Source organism: Candidatus Poriferisocius sp. (genome assembly GCF_965204015.1).
Taxonomy (GTDB): Bacteria; Actinomycetota; Acidimicrobiia; order Acidimicrobiales; family Bin134; genus Poriferisocius.
This window is the reverse complement of record NZ_OZ241965.1, coordinates 2,987,617-3,006,181: the sequence shown is the minus strand read 5'-3', so window position 1 is coordinate 3,006,181 and position 18,565 is coordinate 2,987,617. Positions and strand designations below refer to the sequence as shown.

General features: G+C 64.0%; 19 protein-coding genes. 7 read left to right on the top strand and 12 right to left on the bottom strand.

Annotated elements, in window-relative coordinates; genetic code table 11:
• Positions 1-184: 184 nt before the first annotated feature.
• The 6 genes from ACOGJC_RS13500 to ACOGJC_RS13475 all read right to left on the bottom strand — a co-directional run bounded on the left by ACOGJC_RS13500 (position 185) and on the right by ACOGJC_RS13475 (position 5,045).
• Positions 185-931, bottom strand: a complete 747-nt coding sequence (locus ACOGJC_RS13500; RefSeq protein ID WP_419845519.1) for a hypothetical protein — start codon at positions 929-931, stop codon at positions 185-187.
• A complete protein-coding gene (locus ACOGJC_RS13495) occupies positions 931-2,196 on the bottom strand; it encodes a DNA methyltransferase (protein WP_419845518.1) in 1,266 nt (421 codons plus the stop codon). The genes ACOGJC_RS13500 and ACOGJC_RS13495 overlap by 1 nt, the downstream gene beginning before the upstream one ends.
• Positions 2,193-2,819, bottom strand: coding sequence for a transposase (locus ACOGJC_RS13490; RefSeq protein ID WP_419845517.1), 627 nt, complete (start codon positions 2,817-2,819; stop codon positions 2,193-2,195). Before ACOGJC_RS13490 ends, ACOGJC_RS13495 begins: the two co-directional genes overlap by 4 nt.
• 19 nt (positions 2,820-2,838) lie before the next feature.
• A complete protein-coding gene (locus ACOGJC_RS13485) occupies positions 2,839-3,138 on the bottom strand; it encodes a hypothetical protein (RefSeq protein ID WP_419845516.1) in 300 nt (99 codons plus the stop codon).
• A gap of 301 nt (positions 3,139-3,439) precedes the next feature.
• Complete coding sequence (locus tag ACOGJC_RS13480) at positions 3,440-3,973, bottom strand: UGSC family (seleno)protein (protein WP_419845515.1); 534 nt, start codon at positions 3,971-3,973, stop codon at positions 3,440-3,442.
• Positions 3,974-3,983: 10 nt separating this feature from the next.
• A complete protein-coding gene (locus tag ACOGJC_RS13475; protein WP_419845514.1) occupies positions 3,984-5,045 on the bottom strand; it encodes a hypothetical protein in 1,062 nt (353 codons plus the stop codon).
• 27 nt (positions 5,046-5,072) lie between these two features.
• On the opposite strand from ACOGJC_RS13475, the gene ACOGJC_RS13470 reads away from it, so the two are divergent.
• Entirely contained in the window at positions 5,073-5,867 is a 795-nt protein-coding gene (locus ACOGJC_RS13470; protein WP_419845513.1) for an SDR family NAD(P)-dependent oxidoreductase, read from the top strand.
• Between the two features lie 13 nt (positions 5,868-5,880).
• Here the strand turns inward: ACOGJC_RS13470 and ACOGJC_RS13465 are convergent, their stop codons facing one another.
• Positions 5,881-6,444: a nuclear transport factor 2 family protein gene (locus ACOGJC_RS13465; protein WP_419845512.1), complete on the bottom strand. Its 564-nt coding sequence runs from the start codon at positions 6,442-6,444 to the stop codon at positions 5,881-5,883.
• Positions 6,445-6,562: 118 nt separating this feature from the next.
• On the opposite strand from ACOGJC_RS13465, the gene ACOGJC_RS13460 reads away from it, so the two are divergent.
• From ACOGJC_RS13460 to ACOGJC_RS13435, 6 genes are all read left to right on the top strand, one after another.
• The gene (locus ACOGJC_RS13460; RefSeq protein WP_419845511.1) at positions 6,563-7,471 is read left to right on the top strand and encodes a branched-chain amino acid ABC transporter permease; all 909 of its coding nucleotides are present in this window, start codon (positions 6,563-6,565) and stop codon (positions 7,469-7,471) included.
• Between the two features lie 37 nt (positions 7,472-7,508).
• A complete protein-coding gene (locus ACOGJC_RS13455; protein WP_419845510.1) occupies positions 7,509-8,852 on the top strand; it encodes a branched-chain amino acid ABC transporter permease in 1,344 nt (447 codons plus the stop codon).
• Positions 8,849-9,646: an ABC transporter ATP-binding protein gene (locus tag ACOGJC_RS13450; RefSeq protein WP_419845509.1), complete on the top strand. Its 798-nt coding sequence runs from the start codon at positions 8,849-8,851 to the stop codon at positions 9,644-9,646. The genes ACOGJC_RS13455 and ACOGJC_RS13450 overlap by 4 nt, the downstream gene beginning before the upstream one ends.
• The gene (locus ACOGJC_RS13445) at positions 9,643-10,437 is read left to right on the top strand and encodes an ABC transporter ATP-binding protein (RefSeq protein WP_419845508.1); all 795 of its coding nucleotides are present in this window, start codon (positions 9,643-9,645) and stop codon (positions 10,435-10,437) included. The genes ACOGJC_RS13450 and ACOGJC_RS13445 overlap by 4 nt, the downstream gene beginning before the upstream one ends.
• A gap of 154 nt (positions 10,438-10,591) precedes the next feature.
• On the top strand, positions 10,592-11,956 hold the full coding sequence (locus ACOGJC_RS13440; RefSeq protein ID WP_419845507.1) for an ABC transporter substrate-binding protein: 1,365 nt from the start codon (positions 10,592-10,594) through the stop codon (positions 11,954-11,956).
• Between the two features lie 29 nt (positions 11,957-11,985).
• On the top strand, positions 11,986-13,218 hold the full coding sequence (locus tag ACOGJC_RS13435) for a cytochrome P450 (protein ID WP_419845506.1): 1,233 nt from the start codon (positions 11,986-11,988) through the stop codon (positions 13,216-13,218).
• Positions 13,219-13,239: 21 nt separating this feature from the next.
• On the opposite strand, the gene ACOGJC_RS13430 is transcribed toward ACOGJC_RS13435, so the two are convergent.
• The 5 genes from ACOGJC_RS13430 to ACOGJC_RS13410 form a co-directional block, all read right to left on the bottom strand.
• Positions 13,240-14,238, bottom strand: coding sequence for an XdhC family protein (locus tag ACOGJC_RS13430; protein ID WP_419845505.1), 999 nt, complete (start codon positions 14,236-14,238; stop codon positions 13,240-13,242).
• A gap of 63 nt (positions 14,239-14,301) precedes the next feature.
• Positions 14,302-16,653 carry an aerobic carbon-monoxide dehydrogenase large subunit gene (locus ACOGJC_RS13425; RefSeq protein WP_419845504.1) on the bottom strand — a complete coding sequence of 784 codons (2,352 nt, stop codon included), beginning with the start codon at positions 16,651-16,653 and terminating at the stop codon, positions 14,302-14,304.
• A 9-nt stretch (positions 16,654-16,662) separates the two neighbouring features.
• Positions 16,663-17,142, bottom strand: a complete 480-nt coding sequence (locus ACOGJC_RS13420; protein WP_419845503.1) for a (2Fe-2S)-binding protein — start codon at positions 17,140-17,142, stop codon at positions 16,663-16,665.
• A gap of 1 nt (position 17,143) precedes the next feature.
• Positions 17,144-18,007, bottom strand: a complete 864-nt coding sequence (locus ACOGJC_RS13415; RefSeq protein WP_419845502.1) for an FAD binding domain-containing protein — start codon at positions 18,005-18,007, stop codon at positions 17,144-17,146.
• A gap of 79 nt (positions 18,008-18,086) precedes the next feature.
• A complete protein-coding gene (locus tag ACOGJC_RS13410) occupies positions 18,087-18,461 on the bottom strand; it encodes an NYN domain-containing protein (protein ID WP_419845501.1) in 375 nt (124 codons plus the stop codon).
• Positions 18,462-18,565 lie beyond the last annotated feature (104 nt).

The window sequence follows — 18,565 nt, the reverse complement described above, 5'->3', positions numbered from 1 at the left end:
TCTAGCGGATGGCCTCTGATGAACGCCATTCCCAGCGAGGGTTTAGGTGCGAGACTCGGCAAATATGTTCGGCAGACCCATCCAAGGCAGGGCATCCGGAATATCATCGGGAGTAGCGTAGAAACACTGTCGCAGAGTTTATATTTGATGGTGCCTAGCGCTCAATCCCCCTTCTCCGGTGACATTACTGTCCCCTTTCCAATAGGTCGCTCACATCAGAGCGCTCGTCCATAAAGTCGACCAGACCGCTCACTGTTTCGGCAACGGTGTCAAACTGCATAAGCAGCATCTCATGTCGGTCTGTCTTCACCAGCACTTCCACTGCCGACACTCGGCTTTGAACTGACGCCGCGTCGGTATCGAGTACGTCCAAGACGGATGATGTGACCTTGTCCATGATGCTGTCGGTCAGCGCGAACGCCAGGTTCGCCATGCCGTCTTCACCTATCCTGTTGAATGCTTCCAGCGCTCTCGTGGGCGTTGACCTATCCTTCTCGTCCCAGTCGAACTCCACGCCGAAGTCTCCTAGGACATCCACCATCCCCTGGAATCCCGCCGTGATTACCTCTATGCCGAAGCTCTCTATGAGCGCAAGCGATGTCCTAGACCAGTTTCCGGCTAGAACAGCAGTAGTCTTCCTGATGGTCGGGTAGGTCTTGCGTAGGTTGTAGTGGGCTACGCACAGCCAGCTCCCCTTGTCCCGGTTGTGCTTTTTGTAACGTATGTACTTCGGGTCCAGGATCATCACTGGCTGGCCGTTTGCGTTCGATATCACAGCGTCAATTTGGTACACGTTGTCAGTGCCGTTCTTCATACGTTGCGGGCCGATGGTGTGGCCGCGTACCTCTACATCTGGGCGGAGGCGGTCCACGATGGACGCCTCGAATAGCTTGCCGACCTCTTGGCCCAGTGCTGCGGCGGGATTGGACATTAGCGAATCACCGTAACGATGCTCTCACGCAGCGGGATTTTGTGCCGCTGGGAGTTGCCTGCCCACTTGTCTCCTCTGGTACGGATGACCTCTACGCTGTAGGAGGAAAAGCCAGCTCCCACGGCCAGCCGACCGATGATTTCATCCGTCGGGACGTGAACGCCATATGGCGCTGAGTCACCCAGCACCAGGATGAAGGGGCATCCGACCTTCAACACTTCACGAGCCTGCATAACGACCTGCGCCATGTCCTCGAAATAGCCCGCCGCCATCATGTCATATGACTTCTTGCCTGATTTCTGCGTGCGAAGCTCCTCAAGCCGCTCTACAGCATCTTGCAGATCGCCATGCACCACTGCGTCCAGGGAGGCCACGAGCGGCATACCTGCCGTGTCCACCATCTCTCCTCTTCGCACCTGAGTCGTGGCTGCCATCATCAGCTTGTCACGAACATTGGCCGTTATGTCAGCCCAACTGTCGTATAAGCCCCAAAAATATGTCTCCATCCTGGTGCGGTCGGCGTAGTCGTAGTTGTTCAGATAGGGCGGGGACGTAAGAATCATGTCGGCCTTCTCGACGTAGTCGGACAGTCTGCGTGCATCGCCGTTTACCAGCCTGTGTTCCGACGCGGGGGCGGTAGCGGCCAACATCTGGGCGACATCCTGTGCCATCAGATCGCATCGCCTAGAGAATTCATGAAATGCGTTTCGGCGTATCTTGCGTTCAGCGAACTTGCTGGGCGCTATGTAGGGCCATCCCGCTCCAGCAGACGTTGTGTCCCTAAGCGCAGCAGTGAGTGCAACCTTGAAGAAGTCCTGGCGCTCGCCGCCGTTGTCCAATACCGCAGTGCGAAGGGCGTAAAGCCGGTCCAAGTTCTCCTCATCGAAGCATTTGTGGACCAAATCGGGCCAGTGAGCGTCCATGTGGCAGCCCTCTGAGAGGATGTCGTGGGAGTGTTCTGATATCAACCCGGCCTCCTTCTCCAAGAGGTCCAGGTCGTTCTCGTAGTCCAGTTTGGTTTGCGCCACCCAGTAGACGAAAGGATGCGCCTCCACGCCCACCGAGTCCACGCCCATCTGCTTAGCTGCCAGAGATGTTGTGCCAGTACCGACGAATGGGTCGGCAATGAGCCCGCCTGGGCCGATCCCGTACTCACCTGCCTTGGCCTCCACCAATTTGTGGGAATAGCCCGCCGGGTAGGTGAACCACCTGTGGACGGGCGCATTTAGGCTGTCTTTGAACGTTCCGTACTTAGAAACCGTCATGCAGCCATCTCCTGTTCTCTTCTCGTAGCGTGTTGCCTATCAGCGATCAACCGCCTATGGGTGAGCTGCCCGCTGTCCATGCACTTCATCATTCCGCTCATCTGGTCGACCGCGTCCAAGGGCAGTTCGTTGTGAAGGTGGGAGAATTCGGCCACAAAACGGTTTAGGTGCTTGTGGGGATTCTGGTGGTACATCCCGTGGTAGCCGCGTTGATGCATAGACCAGAACAACCCCAAAACGTTCGTATGTGCAATCTCATTGACATACTGACCGATAGTGTGCCTGATGGCCTGGTGACCGTAGTCCGTATCCTGCAGAGGCAGGTAGCCATTGTCCTCATCGGTAAGTGTCTGCGCGCTCGGATCGGCGTTATCCAACACCATCCCTACCAACGTGTCGGCTGTTGTGTCGGGAACCACGCGGACAACGACGCCGTTAGCAGTCCGATCCTTCACACTGGCGACGATAGCGTTGCCGACATGCTCGCCTGCGGCTTTCGTGCGCTTGTCGGCGCGATTGGTGATCTCCAGGGCCCCGACAAAGGCGGTCGTAGCCTCACGCAATCTGAGGAGCTGGAACCAAATGGCCTTCTGGCCGATCCCCAAGTCCCCACGGAACTCCATGGACGAGACGCCCCTCAATCTAGTCATCACGATGCAAATACCGAACACCCACGCCTGACATCCCGGATTTGAGCACTCCATGACAGTGCGAACCGACCAGCGCCCGCGGCAGTCGCGGCACCTGAATGGCATAGTGCGCTTCTGTGAACCCTTCTGAACGTTCACAGAACTGCACTTGAAACAGAGGCCTTGTGCGGCAAGCAGCGGCTTCGAACCAGCGTGCTGCCGCTTTGTGTTCGGGTGAAATTGTGGTCAGTTTGATCAGCGAGATGCCGTCGCGGTCCGGTCTGCCCGGAACTTTCTTCTTCGCCTTGTCCATGCCTCCATTGCACCGACGGGAGTGACAGTTTGTCATCGGCACTTTTCAATGCTTTTCCATTTCCTGATGTGGTGCAGGTTTCCATTGCCCGAGAATTCTCTGCTCGCATCCACCCTGCGTCGAATGGAGGTCCCACTTACTCACAAGAATCTTTAGCGCAATAGCTGACTTCACCAACCAACGTGGGCGTGGAACGCATACACCGATAATCGCTCCTTGTTTTGTCTAGGGCTGTAGACGTCGAACTTGCCACCTAGTTCGCTTAGTTGCCTGGTGGTGAGCCCGAACGCCTCCCGGGCTTCTACGGCGCGGTCAGGCGATTGAGAGCCTCGTCGATGATGGTGGTAGCCAGCTTTTGGAGGGATTCGTCGTCGAGGGTGGAGACGGGGTGGGGCACGGTGACCGCGGGGTAGGTGGCCATGCCCACGGTGGGGGCGAACGACTCGACCACCGGTTCAAACGGCTCGGTGATCAGCAGCATCGAGGGGATACCCCGGGATTCCATGTGGACGGCGTCGTGCAGACTGCACGCCGTGCAGGCCCCTCAATCGCCCAGGCCGGAGATGATGAGGTGGGCGCGGGCGGCCAGCATCTCGGCGTCGTCGGCGTCGATGGGCTTGCCCGCCGCCGACTTGGAATGGACCACGATGTCGGCCACCGGTAGGCGGTCGCGCAGGCCCTCAGCCACGTAGGTGAGCAGCTCCTTGGCGTTGTTCTTGGCGTTGTCGATCACCCCAATCACGACCGGCTCGCTGGGGGTGCGCCGGGAGGCCATCGCCACCTCATCGATTTGGGCTTCTTCGTACACCGGAGACAGAACAGTTACCGACGACATGCGACCTCCTTCACGCCAAGGGTAGTCCATCACCGGGAGCAGCCACCTTCCGGGTGACGGCCACCGAGTGCACAACCGGGGCCCAGTTGGGGATGTAGGCCGACCAGCCCGCCCCGGCGCTGCCCGCGGTGACCAAGAAGATGTCGTCGGGCCCCCGCACCGTGTTGAGCTTGCCGTCGGGGTCGGGTGTCATGTCGTTTTGCGCGGTGAATTCCTGCAAGACGCCGCCCGCGTTCAAGTGCTCGGGGGTAACCCGGCTGTGCTCGGCCAAGAACTCTCGCACCATCTGCTTGGTCCAGCCGGCCTCGGCCAAGATCTGTCGGTGCTCGTGGCCGATCACCAGCAGTACCTGGTGCTTCTTGGCCACTGCGTAAGTGGCCGGGTTGGTCATGGCGGCGGCAAAGGTCAACAGGATCCCCTCGGGATCGCCGTTGAGGTGGTTGGCCACCTGGTGGGGGCTCTCGGAGGGGAACATGGTCACCGTGGTGTCGTTCTCGCCGTAGCCCAGCTCCACCCGCAGCGGCGGCCATCCCTCGGGCGGGGGCTCCTCGGCCACCAGCATGGTGAACTTGCCGGGATGGCCCAGCGACGAGCCGTCGAGGGTGTCTGACCGGGCGCCCAGCACATTCATGGCCACCAACCGCAGAGCCCGACCCACGGTGGCGTTGGCCCGGTGGCCCGGCCCTAGGGCATTGCGAGAAGAGTTGAATCCCAACTCGGCCACCAGTGGACCGCTCACCACCGCGCACAGCGCGGCCCCGCCGGTGCTGGTCACCACGGTGTGGCACCCGAACCGGGGGTCGAACATGGCCGACAACCCGGCCAGCACTACCGGGAAGTACTCGGGTCGGCAGCCAGCCATCACCGCATTGACGGCCGCCTTCTCCGCGGTTACCTCCCTAGACCGCTCGGGCACGCGGCCCACGATGTCGCTCGGGACCAAACCGGCGTGGTCGAGCATGGACTGGACTCGCTCGGGGGTGGGCGGCACCACCGGCAGCCCGTCGGTCCAGCCCCGGTCGAAGAACTCCTCCTGGACGTCTGCCTCGGCAAGCACCAACTCCTGAGCCATGGTGCGAAACTAGTAGGGTTCGCCGCCGTGACAGGAAGACTGGCAGGCAAGAGAACCATCGTGACCGGGGCAGGCTCGGGGATCGGCAAGGCCGCGGCGCAACTGTTCGCCGCCGAGGGGGCCCAGGTGATGTGCGCCGACATCAACGGCGACGCCGCGGCCGCCACCGCGGCCGAGATCGGAAGTCAGGCCATCAGCATGCGGGTGGACGTGACCCAGCCCGGCGACTGCCAAGCCATGACCGACCAGGCCGTAACCGCCTTCGGGGGGCTCGACGCGGTGTACTCCAACGCCGGGGTCGACGGGCCGGGCCGAGCCGGCGACCTCAGCCTGGAGGAGTGGAACCGGGTGATCGGGGTGAACCTCACCGGGAAGTGGCTGTCGGTCAAATACGCCATCCCCCATCTCGTCGAGGCCGGCGGCGGCTCGCTGGTGCTCCAGGCCAGCGTCGGCGGCGTGATCGGCGTGCCGGGCATCGCCGCCTATTCCGCGGCCAAGGCCGGGGTAATCGGCCTCACCCGGCAAATGGCGGTGGACTACGGCCCCGACAAGATCCGGGTCAACGCCATCTGCCCGGGCACAGTGCCCACCCCCCTGGTGCGGGCCACCTACGAGAAGCGAGGCGGTTTCTCGGCCACCGCGGCCGTGGCCGCCGACGCCACCGTCGATGAGATGATCGAAGCCGCCGTGGTCCGCCACCCCATCGGCCGGTTGGGCACCACCTCAGACATCGCCCAACTGGCCCTGCACTTGGCCTCCGACGAATCGTCGTGGACTACCGGCACCGCCATCGTCATCGACGGCGGCATGTCGGTGGCCTGACCAGACCCGAGGCTCAGCCGACTTCGGCGAAGAACTTATTCCAGGTGTCGAGGCTCTCGGGCAGCTCCGACGGGCCGACGGTGCCGAAGTAGCGCTTGCGGTCCGACTCGGAAAGGCCGCCGTCGACCAGCGCAGCCATGTCCATGTAATAGATCATGGCCACCTTCCGCTCCACGAAGCGCCAGCGGCCGTCCTCCACCCGGTATTCGTCGAAGTACCGAAGCGCAGTCACCAGAGTGCGCCCGTCGAGGGCCAACTCGGCGTGGGCGTTGACCATTCCGGTGGCCCAGCCGGGGCGGTCGGGATCGAGTTCGATGACGTGGCTGTGGGGGTAGTGGTAGGTAGCCCCGAACGCCGCCATGCGCTCGGTGTAGAAGTCGATCACCGCCTCGCGCCCCTGATTGGCCACCGTGCCGTCTGCCTGGCCGAATTTCGCATCGCTGGTGAACATGTCGGCCAGCCCCTCGACGTCTCGGTCGTCCACTGCCATTCCGTAGCGGGCCACGAGCTCCCGGATTTCCTCCCGAGCCTCCAGTTGAGCGATGCGCTCGACCAAGCCCTCAGATACGCCAGCCATGCCGATTCCTCTCTATTCGCGAAGTTCTGCTGGCCCAGCCTGGTTTGCCGACACCAGCCAGCGAAAACTACCGTCGCCCTCCGTTGGCCAGCAACGCCCGGTCAATTTTAGGGGGGCCATGCTCTTAGCCTTTGGCAACTTCACAGCCGATCCAAGCGTCAACTTGCAGCTTTTGATCGGCGGATTGGCTCTCGGCGCCATCTATGCCGTGGTGGCCCTCGGCTTCGTGCTCGTCTACAAGAGCACCGACGTGTTGAACCTGGCCCACGGGGAATTCCTGATGCTCGGGGCCTATTTCGCGCTGACGTTCTTGATTTCCGAGAATCTCAATTTCTTCTTGGGCGTGTTCGTGCTGCTGCTGGTCATGCTGGTGTTCGGACTATTGGTTCATTACGGGATCATGCGGCGAATGGTGGGCCAAGGCTTCTTTGCCATTGTGCTGATAACCCTGGGCATCGCCACGATCATCCGCGCCCTTTTGCTGATCTTCTACGGCCCCACGGAGCGAGCCCGCCTCGACCTGCTGCCCCAGGGCAGCTTCGAGGTCGGCGGGGCCACCGTGAGGCACGTCGACCTGATCATCTTCGCGGTGGTGGCAGCTTGCGTGCTGCTGTTCTTCCTCTTCTTCAAATACACCCGACTGGGGCTGCACATGCGGGCGGTGGCCGACGACATCGAGGCCGCCGCGGCTATGGGGATCGATCCCGACAAGGTCTACGCCATGACCTGGGCCGCGGCCATGGTCATGGCCGGCGTAGGGGGGCTGCTGTTCGGCCACGTCACCGGGGCCATCGACCGCAGCATCGAGGCCATCGGCTTGCGGGCCTTCCCCGCCGCGGTGGTGGGCGGTCTCACATCTTTGGGCGGCTCCATCGTGGGCGGCCTGGTGGTAGGGGTGATCGAGCAGTTCGCCAACGGCCATTTGGGCACCAAGTGGCGTGAGCCGGTGGCCTTCTCGGTGATGTTCGTGGTTCTTCTGGTGCGCCCGACCGGGCTGTGGGGCCGAAAGGACCTGGAGCGGGTATGAGCCAGGGCTTGAATGGCGCATTCTTGCGGGGCGAACAATGACGGCTGTCGAGAACCCCGCCCCCCAGCAAGAAGAGTCCCCGACTTACCGCCCGTCGACGATCAAGCGGTTCCTTCCCTTCGTCATCGCCGCGGTAGTGCCATTCATCTTGGGCTCGACCACTGAGAACGTGAACTTCTGGTGGAAGGCGCTGATCACGGTGGTGGTCTTGGCCGTGGTCGCCCGAATGGCCTGGGTGTGGACCCCTCGGGGCGAACTCACCCACCGTGAGGATATGCGGCTGTGGCGCACCCCCAGCGACCGGTCGTGGGCCGCGCTGACCACCTTCGGGCTGCTGGTTTTGCCCTTCATCCTGGCCTCCGACTTCACCCCGCCCATGGACTTCCCGTGGGCGACCTGGTTCGCGGTGGTGAATCTGGTGCTGATCTTCGCCATGGGCGCCGCGGCCTTCAACCTGTTGGTGGGCTACTCCGGCCAGATCAGCCTGGCCCACGTGGCGTTCTTGGCTTTGGGCAGCATCGTCGGCGGCATCGTCGGCGTGCAGTGGAGCGGCGGCAACATGTGGCTGGCCCTGCCCGCGGCGGCCTTGGCCGGAGCTGTCGTGGGCGCCATCTCCGGTCTGCCCGCCCTGCGGCTCAAGCACCTCTACCTGCTGCTGGCCACCTTCGGATTCCACTTCGTGATGATGCTGGTGTGGCGGGAATACCTCCAGGAGTACTTCGGCTTCGTCGGCATCCGTTTCAAGGGCGAGAACTCCCCGCGGATCGCCTCGTGGCTGCACTGGCTGCCCGGCATCGACCCTGACGACAACGGCGAGTTCGTCATCACCGGTCAATTCCGGTGGTACTGGGTGCTCATGCCCATCACGGTGCTGTCGATTCTGTTCATGGTGAACGTGGTTCGGACCCGGGAGGGGCGGGCCTTCGCCGCGGTGCGCGACCGAGATGTGTCCGCCTCGCTGCTGGGCATCAACGTGGCCCGATCCAAGCTGTTGGCCTTCGCACTGTCTTCTGCGGTGGTGTCCATGTCGGGTGTGCTGGCCTCGTTCTACATCGGCTCTCGGGGAGAGGACAGCTTCAACGTCCAGACCGTGTTGAACTACGCCATCATCATCGTGGTCGGCGGTTTCTCCAGCATCCAGGGGGCCATCTTCGGCTCAGCGTTCTTCTGGTTCCTGCCCGAGTGGTTCAAGTGGGCCCGAGAGGAACTCTGGTTCGTGAGGGACATCGACTTCCTCAGCGACTACCCCAGTGAGATTGACCTGGCCATCAAGGGCTTCTTGGTGGTGATCATTCTGATGTTCAAGCCTGATGGCCTGGCCGGCCTTTGGAGGGATTTCAAGAATTGGCTGGGCCGCTCACTGGCGAGGAGAGGGCCATGAGCTCTGACGGACTCAACCTGCGGATCGAAGACCTCACGGTGGTGTACGGGGGCGTAACCGCTTTGGACAGCGTGAACATCACCGTGCCCCCCGGCGGGTTCGTAACCGTTTTGGGGGCCAACGGCGCGGGCAAGACCACCCTGGTCCGGTCGATCACCAGCCTGCTCTATCTCCACAAGGGCCGAGTGCGCCGGGGCAGCATCACGTTGGGGGGCGAGTCGATCCTGGGCAAGAAGAGCCCCGACATCGTGAAAGCCGGCGTGGCCCAGGTACCCGAGGGCCGCAAGCTCTTTCCCAATCTGACGGTGAAGGAGAACTTGTTGTGCGGCGCGGCCAGTCGAAGCGACCTATCTGGCATTGACGAGTCGCTGGAACAGAACCTGGAGCTGTTCACCCAGCTTCGCCCGCTTCTCAACCAGACCGCTGGTCTGCTGTCGGGAGGCGAGCAGCAGATGGTGGCCGTGGGCCGGGCCCTCATGTCGCAGCCGTCCCTGCTCATCTGCGATGAGCTGTCATTGGGGCTGGCCCCCAAGATTGTCCACCGGTTGTTCGAGCTGCTCAGCGAGATCAACGAGACGCGAGGAACCTCGATCCTGGTCATCGAGCAAAATGCCAGTTTGGCGCTCCAGCACGCGGCCGACGCCTACGTGCTCGAACTGGGCCGGGTACTGATGGAGGGTAGCGCGGCCGAACTCCGAGGCAATCCTATGGTGCAAGAGCTGTATCTGGGGGGCGGCGGAGAGGCGCACACCTCGTATGCCGCCATCGAGCGACCCGGTGCCGCAGAGTCATGAGCGATCCCATCTTGAGCTTCGACGACTTGACCGTGCAGTTCGGTGGTGTACGGGCATGCGACTCGATCAGCGGCAGTGTGGAGCGGGGTTCTCTGTTCGCCCTCATCGGTCCCAACGGTGCCGGCAAGACCACCTTGGTCAACGCGGTGTCCGGTGTCTACAAGCCGCTGCCCGGCGCCCAGGTGCAGTTCCACCCGAAGGGCAAACCCAGCGAGGACCTGCTGGCCTACCGCCCTTATCAGATTGCCCGCCTCGGCGTGGCCCGGACGTTCCAGAACCTCGGGCTGTTTATGGGCGAGAACGTGCTCACCAACCTGCTGCTGGGCAGATATGTCCACGAGCACACCGGGCTCATGGAGGGCGGTCTGTTCACCCGGCGGGCGATCAAGCGGGAATTGGCTGCTCGAGCGGCCATCGAGCGGGTCGTCGACTTGCTAGACCTGCGCGCTTACCGCCGGGAGCCGGTGGGCGATTTGCCCTACGGCGTGCAGAAGCGGGTGGAATTCGGCCGGGTGCTGGCCATGGAGCCCGAGCTCTTGATGCTGGATGAGCCCATGGCGGGCATGAGCGTGGACGAGAAGCAGGACATGATCCGCTACATCTACGCCGCCCAGGACGACCTCAACATGACGGTGTTTCTCATCGAGCACGACATGGGCGTGGTGATGTCGATTGCCGACCACGTGATGGTTCTTGACTTCGGCCAGAAGATCGCCGAGGGAACGCCCGCAGAGATGCAACAGGACGAGCGGGTGATCGCCGCCTACCTAGGCACCGAAGTCGAGGTGTGAGCCGCTACTCGATTCCTTGACTTCTAGCGCCCTTTGTCTATATCCCAACATTCGGACTTGCATGTTTCGGCATTGCAGTAGCTAGGGTGTCGGCTGGTTCGCGCCTCATTTGGAGTGCGGGCTGTTAACAACAAATGATGGAGGGGGACCCCACATGTTGAATCGCTGGCTCAAACTGGCAGTCGTGCTCTTTGCGTTCGCGCTAATCGCAGCGGCGTGCGGCAACGACGACGACGATGCACCGGCTGCTCCGGCACCGACCGCTGCCGCGACAGAGGCACCGGCACCAGAACCAGAGGCCACTGAGGCACCCGCTCCAGCGGAAGAAGAGCCCATGGAGATGACGGTTCCCGACAACCCGGACAACGGCGTTACCTCCGACTCGATCAAGGTCGGCTGGATGGGAGACCTGACTGGGCCGACCGCATCGTCGCAGTCGTTCAACAGCCACGGCATCGAGGCCTATTTCGAGTGCGTCAACGAGAGTGGCGGCATCTTGGGACGGATGATCGACTATCTGCCCGAGGATGACCAGTTCAACGCCGACAATGCCGCGATCAACTTCACCAAACTCACCGAAGACGACAAGGTGATTGCCCTGCTCGGCTTGGGCGGCTCGCACATCAGCACCCAGCTCCAGCCCGACGTCGAGGCCCTGAACCTGCCGGTGATTGGCCCACCCCAGACCATCGACATCCAGCTCGAGGGTGACCAGTACTTCAACAACCTGGCCCACTACGGCGACCAAGCCGACCTGGCCGCCGGACACATTGCCGCCACCGTCGGCGGCATTGAGAACGCCGTGGTCATGGGCATCAGCCTTGAGGTGCCCTCCGGCACCGAGTTCGCCGCCTACGTCGAGCAGTCGGTACTCAAGGGTGGCGGCACCTACGTCAACACCCTGTACGTGGCGCCGGGTGCCACTGAGGTCACTGCCCAGATGGTGGAACTGCAAGAAGGCATCGACGAGCAGGGCGTGAACTACGTGACCCTCCACGGCTCGCCGGGCGCGGGCCTGGTGGTTATGCAGGGCATGGCCGACTCGGGCATCACCGACGTTCCCATCATCGGCATCCACGGCATCGCAGCCAACTCGATCTGGACCGAAGGCCCGGAGTCGGTCAGCGATCAGACCTTCGGCATCCACTCTTTCATGACCGCCAACAACAACATCGCAGCCTCGGCTGACATGGAGCGGTGTGCAACGCTGGCCGGCTACGACGGCGAGCACCTGAACCTGAACTTCTCCCACGGCTTCCTCAACGGCTACGTGTTCCACCAGGCCGTGGAGCGGGCTGCTGAGACCGGCGAGTTGAGCCGCGAGAGCCTGACCGAGGCTCTGAAGGGCACATTTGACACCATGGGCATCACCTGCCCGATCGACTGGAGCTCCAGCAACCACAGCCAGTGCGGCGCGGCGTTCTCGCTCGATACCGCCTCCGGCGGCATGGTGCCGGCCAATCCGTTCAGCTTCTACGCCGACAGCTTCGACGGCGAGTACGGCATCGAGATCGGCTAGCCGAATCGTTTAGTGGAAAGGCCCCCACGTTGCCGGATTCCAGATCGGTCGCTGAAGACTTCAACGCCTATCTGACCGACAACGTGGGGGCCGACCCCTATCCGGCATTCCGCCGGATGCGGGAAGAGGCCCCGGTGGTGTGGGCTGAGCCGCTCCAAGCCTGGGTGCTGACCCGGTGGGACGACATCACCGCCATGCTGGAGGACACCGAGAACTTCGGGGCACTGATGAACCGGCCGGGCACGTCCAGCATCTTCGGTCGGGCCATCTTGCAGATGTCGGGCGACGAGCACCGGCGCAAGGACGCCATTTTGGCCAAGCGCCTGCGCGGCCCCCGCTATCTCGGGTCCACCATCGAGGAGATCGTGTCGGGGTTGGTCCGGGAGTACGGCGACGAACTGCCGGTGGCCCCCGAGGTGGCCGACTTGCGCACCGGGCTCACCGAGCCGGTGCCGCTGGGAGCCATCGCCGAGTTGATGGACATGGGGGCGGCCAGCAACTTCCGGAACTGGTACAACGACATCGTCGCGGCGGGAACCTCCAACTTTGCTCAGGATCCGGCGGTCCACGCCCGTGGAGAGACGGCTCGTGACGAGCTCTACGACTTCGTCACCCCCAGCATCGAGGAGCGCCGCGGTTGTCCCGGCGATGAGCTGCTGTCCGACCTGTGCTCCATGGAGTACGAGGGCGAGCGCCTGTCCGACGATGAAGTCCGCAGCTTCACGGCATTCCTATTGTCAGCCGGAATCGAGACCACCGACCGGGCACTGGCCAACCTGGTCAAACACCTCATCTTGCAGCCCGAGCAGTGGCAGCGCTTGAAGGACGATCCCTCGCTGGCCAGCTCAGCCGCCACCGAGATTCTCCGCTTCCGCCCGCCGGTACAGGCCATCGTGCGTATGACCAAACAAGACATGGAGGTCAGCGGCACGGTGATCCCAGCAGAGAACAAGCTCATGGGCTTCATCGCCAGCGCCAATCACGACCCCGACCGCTTCGACAACCCCGGTGTGTTCGACGTGGGCCGCTTCGAGGGCGCCGAGCGGCCCAACTACACCCCGATCGGCCCGGTTCGGGCCTTCGGCGCCGGCCCCCACACTTGCACCGGCTCGCTACTGGCCAAGCTGGAGATGGAGCGCACCCTGGAGTACATGGTCGAACGGTTCGACCACTTCGAGTTCGCCGGCGACGTGCCCCCCGACACCGGCATCGTACTCCGCTCCCCCGAGACCCTCGATGTGGTTCTCCACCCTGCCGCTTGAACCGGCCCAAGCGGGGGCGGTCTAGGAGACAAACTCGGCAGGCTGGGCCTCGAAGCGCTGTTGGCAACCGGGAGCGCAGAAGTAGTAGTCGATGCCGTTGTGGGTGGAGCGATAGCGGGCATCGGCCACCAGCACGGTCATGCCGCAAACTGGGTCGGTAGCTTCGACCGGCCGATCTTGAGATTCTGACCCGGCGTCGATCGAGAGCTGGCCTTCCGCCCGGCGAGCCACCAGATCGGCTATGACCCCGGCCGCTATCTCCCGGTTGGGGATGCGGCCCAGGTTTAAGCCGGCCGGGGCGCAGATGCGGGCCAGATCGTCGTCGCCGAACCCTTGGGTGCGGAGGTAGTCGTTCATGGCCTCAGCCCGCTTGGCCGATGCCACCAGGCCGATGTAGCCGGCGTCGGTGGCCAGCGCGGCGGCCAGCGCGATGTCGTCGTAGTGCCCCTGGGTGGCCACCACCACCGCAGTGGCCCGGTCGACGGTCAGACCGCCCAGATCCAGGCTGGTGCGCACCAGGTCGGGGTTCTCATGGTCGTCGGGCTGACCCCCGTCGTCGACAATCACCGCATCCCAGCCGATAGCCGCAGCCACCGCGGCGATGGCGTCCACCGCCGGAGATCGCCCGATCACCGCCACTTGGGGGGCCGGCAGGCTCGGCTCCAGATAGATCTCCATTGCTCCCTCCGACTCACACGCCATGGCAATCGAGCGCAGCCCGTCGCTGTGCTCGTCGGTCGAACCAGATTCGGCGCTTCGGTCGCGGTCCCGACCGTCGGTGGGGCCCAGACACAGCAGCCGAGGCTGGCCGTGGTCCAAGCAGGCCATCGCCTCCACAATCACCGAGGGCTCGGCACAGGCCCCGCCCAGCCAGCCCCGCACCGAACCGTCGGACAGGATCACCGCCTGCGATCCCTGCTGGCCCGACGACGGAGCTCGCCGCCAGATCACCGAGGCCAGCACGAACGGTCGACGCTGCTGGCGCAGCTCCACCGCCCGAGCCATGACGTCGACGTTCACGGCTTTGACCTATGGGACCGCACGAGCACTATTCTCTCCGACCTGCCCGACGAGCACCCTTGATTAGCTGGCTTCGTCGATGGCGGCCCACACCCGGTCGGGGAGTACCGGCATGTCGATGTTGCGGACGCCCAGGTGGGCCACTGCGTCGATCACCGCGTTCACGAACGCGGCGGGTGATCCCACGGTGGCCGACTCGCCCACGCCCTTGGCCCCGATGGGATGGTGGGGCGAGGGCACTTCGGTGGCCAGCAGCTCGAACTTGGGGGTCTCCCAGGCGGTGGGCACCAGATAGTCCATGAAGTTGGCCCCGATGCAGTTGCCGTCTTCGTCAAAGGTGATCCACTGCATGGCCGACATGGCGAAGCCCTCGGTGAGCCCGCCGCAAATCTGGCCCTCCACGATCATCGGGTTGATCCGCACCCCGCAGTCGTCCAGCGCCACCATCCGCTGCACCTGCCACACCCCGGTGTCGGGGTCTACCTCCACCACCACGATGTAGCTGCCGTAGGGGTAGGTGAGGTTGGGCGGGTCGTAGTAGGTGACGTCTTCCAGGCCGTACTCCATGCCCTCGGGCAGGTTGGTGTAGGCGGCCAGGGCCACATCTTGGATAGTGACCGACCGGTCGGGGCTGCCCGCCACCGAGAACACTCCCGAGGCCAGCTCGATGTCTTCGTCGGCCGCTTCCAGCAGGTGGGCGGCGATCTTTTTGGACTTGTCGGCCAGCTTGCGGGCCACCACCGCAGTGGCCGCACCGCCCACCGGAGTGGAACGCGACGCATAGGTGCCCAGCCCGTAGGGGGTGTGGTCGGTGTCGCCGTGCTCCACCTTGATGTCGTTTGCCGGGATACCCAGCACCTCGGCCACGATCTGGGCGAACGTGGTCTCGTGGCCTTGGCCCTGGGTCTTCACCCCCAGTTTCAAGATGGCCTTGCCAGTTGGGTGTACCCGCAGCTCGGCCGAGTCGATCATCTTCAACCCGGCGATGTCGTAGGTGCGCGACGGCCCTGCCCCCACCGCCTCGGTGAAGTGGGCGATGCCGATGCCGATGAGCCGTCCCTCGGCCCGGGCCTCGGCCTGCTCCCGGCGCAGGTCCTCATAACCCACCTCGTCCATGGCGGTGCGCAGCGCGGTGGGATAGTCGCCAGAGTCATACACGAAGCCAGTGGCCGTCTCGTAGGGGAACTGCTCGGGCTGGATGAAGTTGCGCAGCCGCATCTCGGCGGGATCGATGCCCACCTCATAGGCCGCGTTCTGCACCAGGCGCTCGATGAGATAGGAAGCCTCGGTGATGCGGAACGAGCACCGGTAGGCCACCCCGCCGGGCGCCTTGTTGGTGAACGCCCCTTTGCAGTCGATGTGGGCGGCGGGAAAGTCGTAGCTGCCGGTGACCACGTGGAACAGCCCGGCCCGGAACTGGGTGGGCTGGGCGTCGGAGTAGAACGCCCCCTGGTCCGACAGCATGTTCACCCGCAGTCCCAGGATGCGTCCCTCATCGGTGACGGCCAGCTCACCCTTCATGTAGTAGTCGCGGGCGAAGCCGGTGGAGATGAGGTTTTCGGTGCGGCTCTCCACCCACTTCACCGGCTGGCCGATGAGCAGCGATGCCGCGGTGGCCACCACATAGCCGGGGTAGATGGGCACCTTGTTGCCGAAGCCGCCGCCGATGTCGGGGCTGACGATGCGGATGTTCTGCTCGGGCAGCCCGGCCACCATGGCGAACAGCGTCCGGTGGGCGTGGGGCGCCTGCGAGGTCATGTAGATGGTGGCCTGGCCGGTCACCGAGTTGACGTCGGCCACGATCCCGCACGTCTCCAGCGGGGCGGGGTGAGAGCGGGGATAGTGGGTCTCCAGGGTGACCACCCGGTCGGCCTTGGCAAAGGCCTCTTCGGTGGCGCCCTGGTCGCCGGTCTCCCAGGTGTAGGCCAGGTTGTCGGTCTGGCCCTCCTTCTCGTCCCGGATCAGCGCGGCTCCCTCCTCCAGAGACTGTTGGGGCGTGGTGATGGGAGGCAGCTCTTCGTAGTCCACCTCAATGAGCTCGAGAGCGTCAGTAGCGATGTAGGGATCGGTGGCGATAACGGCGGCCACCTCCTGGCCCTGGTAGCGCACCTTGTCGGTGGCCAGCACAGCCTGGGTGTCGCCCGACAGGGTGGGCATCCAGGCCAGCCCGTGCTGGTCCATCAGATCGCCGGTGACCACGGCCAACACCCCGTCGAGGGCGGTGGCCGCATCGGAGTCGATGCCGTTGATGCGGGCGTGGGCCAGCGGCGAGCGCAGGATAGCCATGTGCAGCGTGTTCGGCAGATCGATGTCGTCGAGGAAGTTCCCTTGGCCCTCGATGAGCCGGGCGTCCTCTTTGCGCTGGACGCTGTGACCGATGCCACCGATTTCAGCCGGAGTTGTTGGTGCAACCATGATCGCTCCTCAGCTTCCGTTGGACGATTCGGCCACCCGAGCGGCCGCCGTCTGAATGGCCTTGACGATGTTGATGTAGCCGGTACACCGGCACAGGTTCCCCGAGATGGCCCAGCGCACGTCGTCGTCAGACGGGTCGGGGTTCTCGGCGATGAGCGAGGCGCCCACCAGCATCATGCCTGGGGTGCAGAACCCGCACTGGAGGCCGTGGTCGTCGGTGAATGCCGACTGGATGGGGTGCAGACCGTCGGCACCCTTGAGGCCCTCCACGGTGGTGACCTCCGACCCGTCGGCCTGTGCAGCCAACACCGTGCAGGCCTTGACCGGCGTGCCGTCCATCAGCACGGTGCAGGCCCCGCAACTGGTGGTGTCGCAGCCCACGTGGGTGCCGGTGAGCCCGACCGTGCGACGGATGTGGTCCACCAGCAGGGTACGGGGCTCCACGTCGCTGGAGTGCTCGGAACCGTTGATGGTGATGTTGACTTCCATGTCAGCTCCCTTCGGCCTGCTGGGCGGCAGCGGCCAACCCCCGCTTGGTGTAAGTGCGGACCACCTGGCGCTTCCAGGCGGCGGTGCCCCGGACATCGTCACGGGGTTCAGCAGCTGCCGCGGCCAATTCGGCGGCCTGCGCAAACAGCTCCTCTGAGGGCTGCTGACCCACCAACAGCGCCTCGGCATCAGCCACCTTGGTGTTGATGGGGTTGACCGAGGTGAGGGCCAGTCCGGCGGCGGAGATGGCCCCGGAGTCATCCAGTTCCAGATGGGAGGCCACCGCCACGGTGGCGTAGTCGCCGATCTTGCGCTCCAGCTTAAGATAGGACCCACCAGAGCGGCCCGACGGAACCGGTATGCGAAGCCCAACCACCAGCTCGTCTTCGCCCAGCGTAGAGGTGAACGCACCATCCACAAAGTCACCAATGGATATCGACCGCTCGCCGCTGGGCCCCTGGGCGATCACATCGGCCCCGGTAGCCAGCAGCACCGAGTTCCAGTCGCCCTCGGGGTCGCAGTGAGCCACCGACCCGCACATGGTCCCCCGGTTCCGTACCAGCGGATCAGCCACCCACGGGGCCGCGGCGGCAATAGCTCCAAACGTGGAATCCGAGGCCACCACATCGGCATGGCGCACCAGCGCCCCCACCTGAAGATGGCCGTTGACCCTCTCAATGGCGCCAAGCCCAGCAATGCGGTTGATGTCAATGAGCGTCTCGGGAAACGCCACCCGCATCTTCATCATGGGAAGAAGGCTCTGGCCCCCCGCAAGGAACCGACCCCCCTCTCCCGCGTCCACCTTGGCCTCCACCGCCTCCGCGACGGTCTGGGCCACGACAAGGTCGAACCGAGACGGGAACATAGGCCCTCCTCCCCTGGGCTTCAGTTGTCCCCGCCACCCTACCCCTCAGCAAATTTCGCCGCTGAGGAAGCAGGCGGTGCTACGTCAGGCGGCGGTCCAAGCGGTCGCGGAAGGCTCGGGCGCCTACAACAACGGCGCCGTGGCGGCGCACCCGGCGGGCTAAATCGCGGTCGGAGGTAACCACGGTGGCCGCCGACGGATCCTCCATGGCAGCCACCTCATCAGCAATACGGTCATCAGCCGCATTGGGACCGCGACGGGAGGCATAAGCCAGCTCGACAAGGCCATGATGCCCAGAAGGCAGGCTGGGCACCGGTCGCCCGTCCGCCACAACCAGCGCCGGCACGCCAGCGTCATCCAAATCACCCACAAGCCGGACCAGCGCGCCATCCCGATCAGCCCACCACCCATCAGGCCGACACCCAATCACGTTCATAGCATCAACCACCAACACTGCTATTCACCCCCACGCAGCATGGCAAAGCCACAGATGTCCCGACGGTAGGGCCGGGGGGTGGCATCGGTGGCGGACCTGGCCGCACCGACGGCCAGGCCGGC

Bases quoted from the DNA above. Each gene is read 5' to 3' on its own strand.
- ACOGJC_RS13490 (WP_419845517.1), bottom strand. From the start codon at position 2,819: ATGGAGTTCCGTGGGGACTTGGGGATCGGCCAGAAGGCCATTTGGTTC.
- ACOGJC_RS13455 (WP_419845510.1), top strand. From the start codon at position 7,509: ATGACGGCTGTCGAGAACCCCGCCCCCCAGCAAGAAGAGTCCCCGACT.
- ACOGJC_RS13450 (WP_419845509.1), top strand. From the start codon at position 8,849: ATGAGCTCTGACGGACTCAACCTGCGGATCGAAGACCTCACGGTGGTG.
- ACOGJC_RS13485 (WP_419845516.1), bottom strand. From the start codon at position 3,138: ATGGACAAGGCGAAGAAGAAAGTTCCGGGCAGACCGGACCGCGACGGC.
- ACOGJC_RS13415 (WP_419845502.1), bottom strand. From the start codon at position 18,007: ATGTTCCCGTCTCGGTTCGACCTTGTCGTGGCCCAGACCGTCGCGGAG.
- ACOGJC_RS13465 (WP_419845512.1), bottom strand. From the start codon at position 6,444: ATGGCTGGCGTATCTGAGGGCTTGGTCGAGCGCATCGCTCAACTGGAG.
- ACOGJC_RS13475 (WP_419845514.1), bottom strand. From the start codon at position 5,045: ATGGCTCAGGAGTTGGTGCTTGCCGAGGCAGACGTCCAGGAGGAGTTC.
- ACOGJC_RS13460 (WP_419845511.1), top strand. From the start codon at position 6,563: ATGCTCTTAGCCTTTGGCAACTTCACAGCCGATCCAAGCGTCAACTTG.
- ACOGJC_RS13445 (WP_419845508.1), top strand. From the start codon at position 9,643: ATGAGCGATCCCATCTTGAGCTTCGACGACTTGACCGTGCAGTTCGGT.
- ACOGJC_RS13495 (WP_419845518.1), bottom strand. From the start codon at position 2,196: ATGACGGTTTCTAAGTACGGAACGTTCAAAGACAGCCTAAATGCGCCC.
- ACOGJC_RS13500 (WP_419845519.1), bottom strand. From the start codon at position 931: ATGTCCAATCCCGCCGCAGCACTGGGCCAAGAGGTCGGCAAGCTATTC.
- ACOGJC_RS13440 (WP_419845507.1), top strand. From the start codon at position 10,592: ATGTTGAATCGCTGGCTCAAACTGGCAGTCGTGCTCTTTGCGTTCGCG.
- ACOGJC_RS13425 (WP_419845504.1), bottom strand. From the start codon at position 16,653: ATGGTTGCACCAACAACTCCGGCTGAAATCGGTGGCATCGGTCACAGC.
- ACOGJC_RS13420 (WP_419845503.1), bottom strand. From the start codon at position 17,142: ATGGAAGTCAACATCACCATCAACGGTTCCGAGCACTCCAGCGACGTG.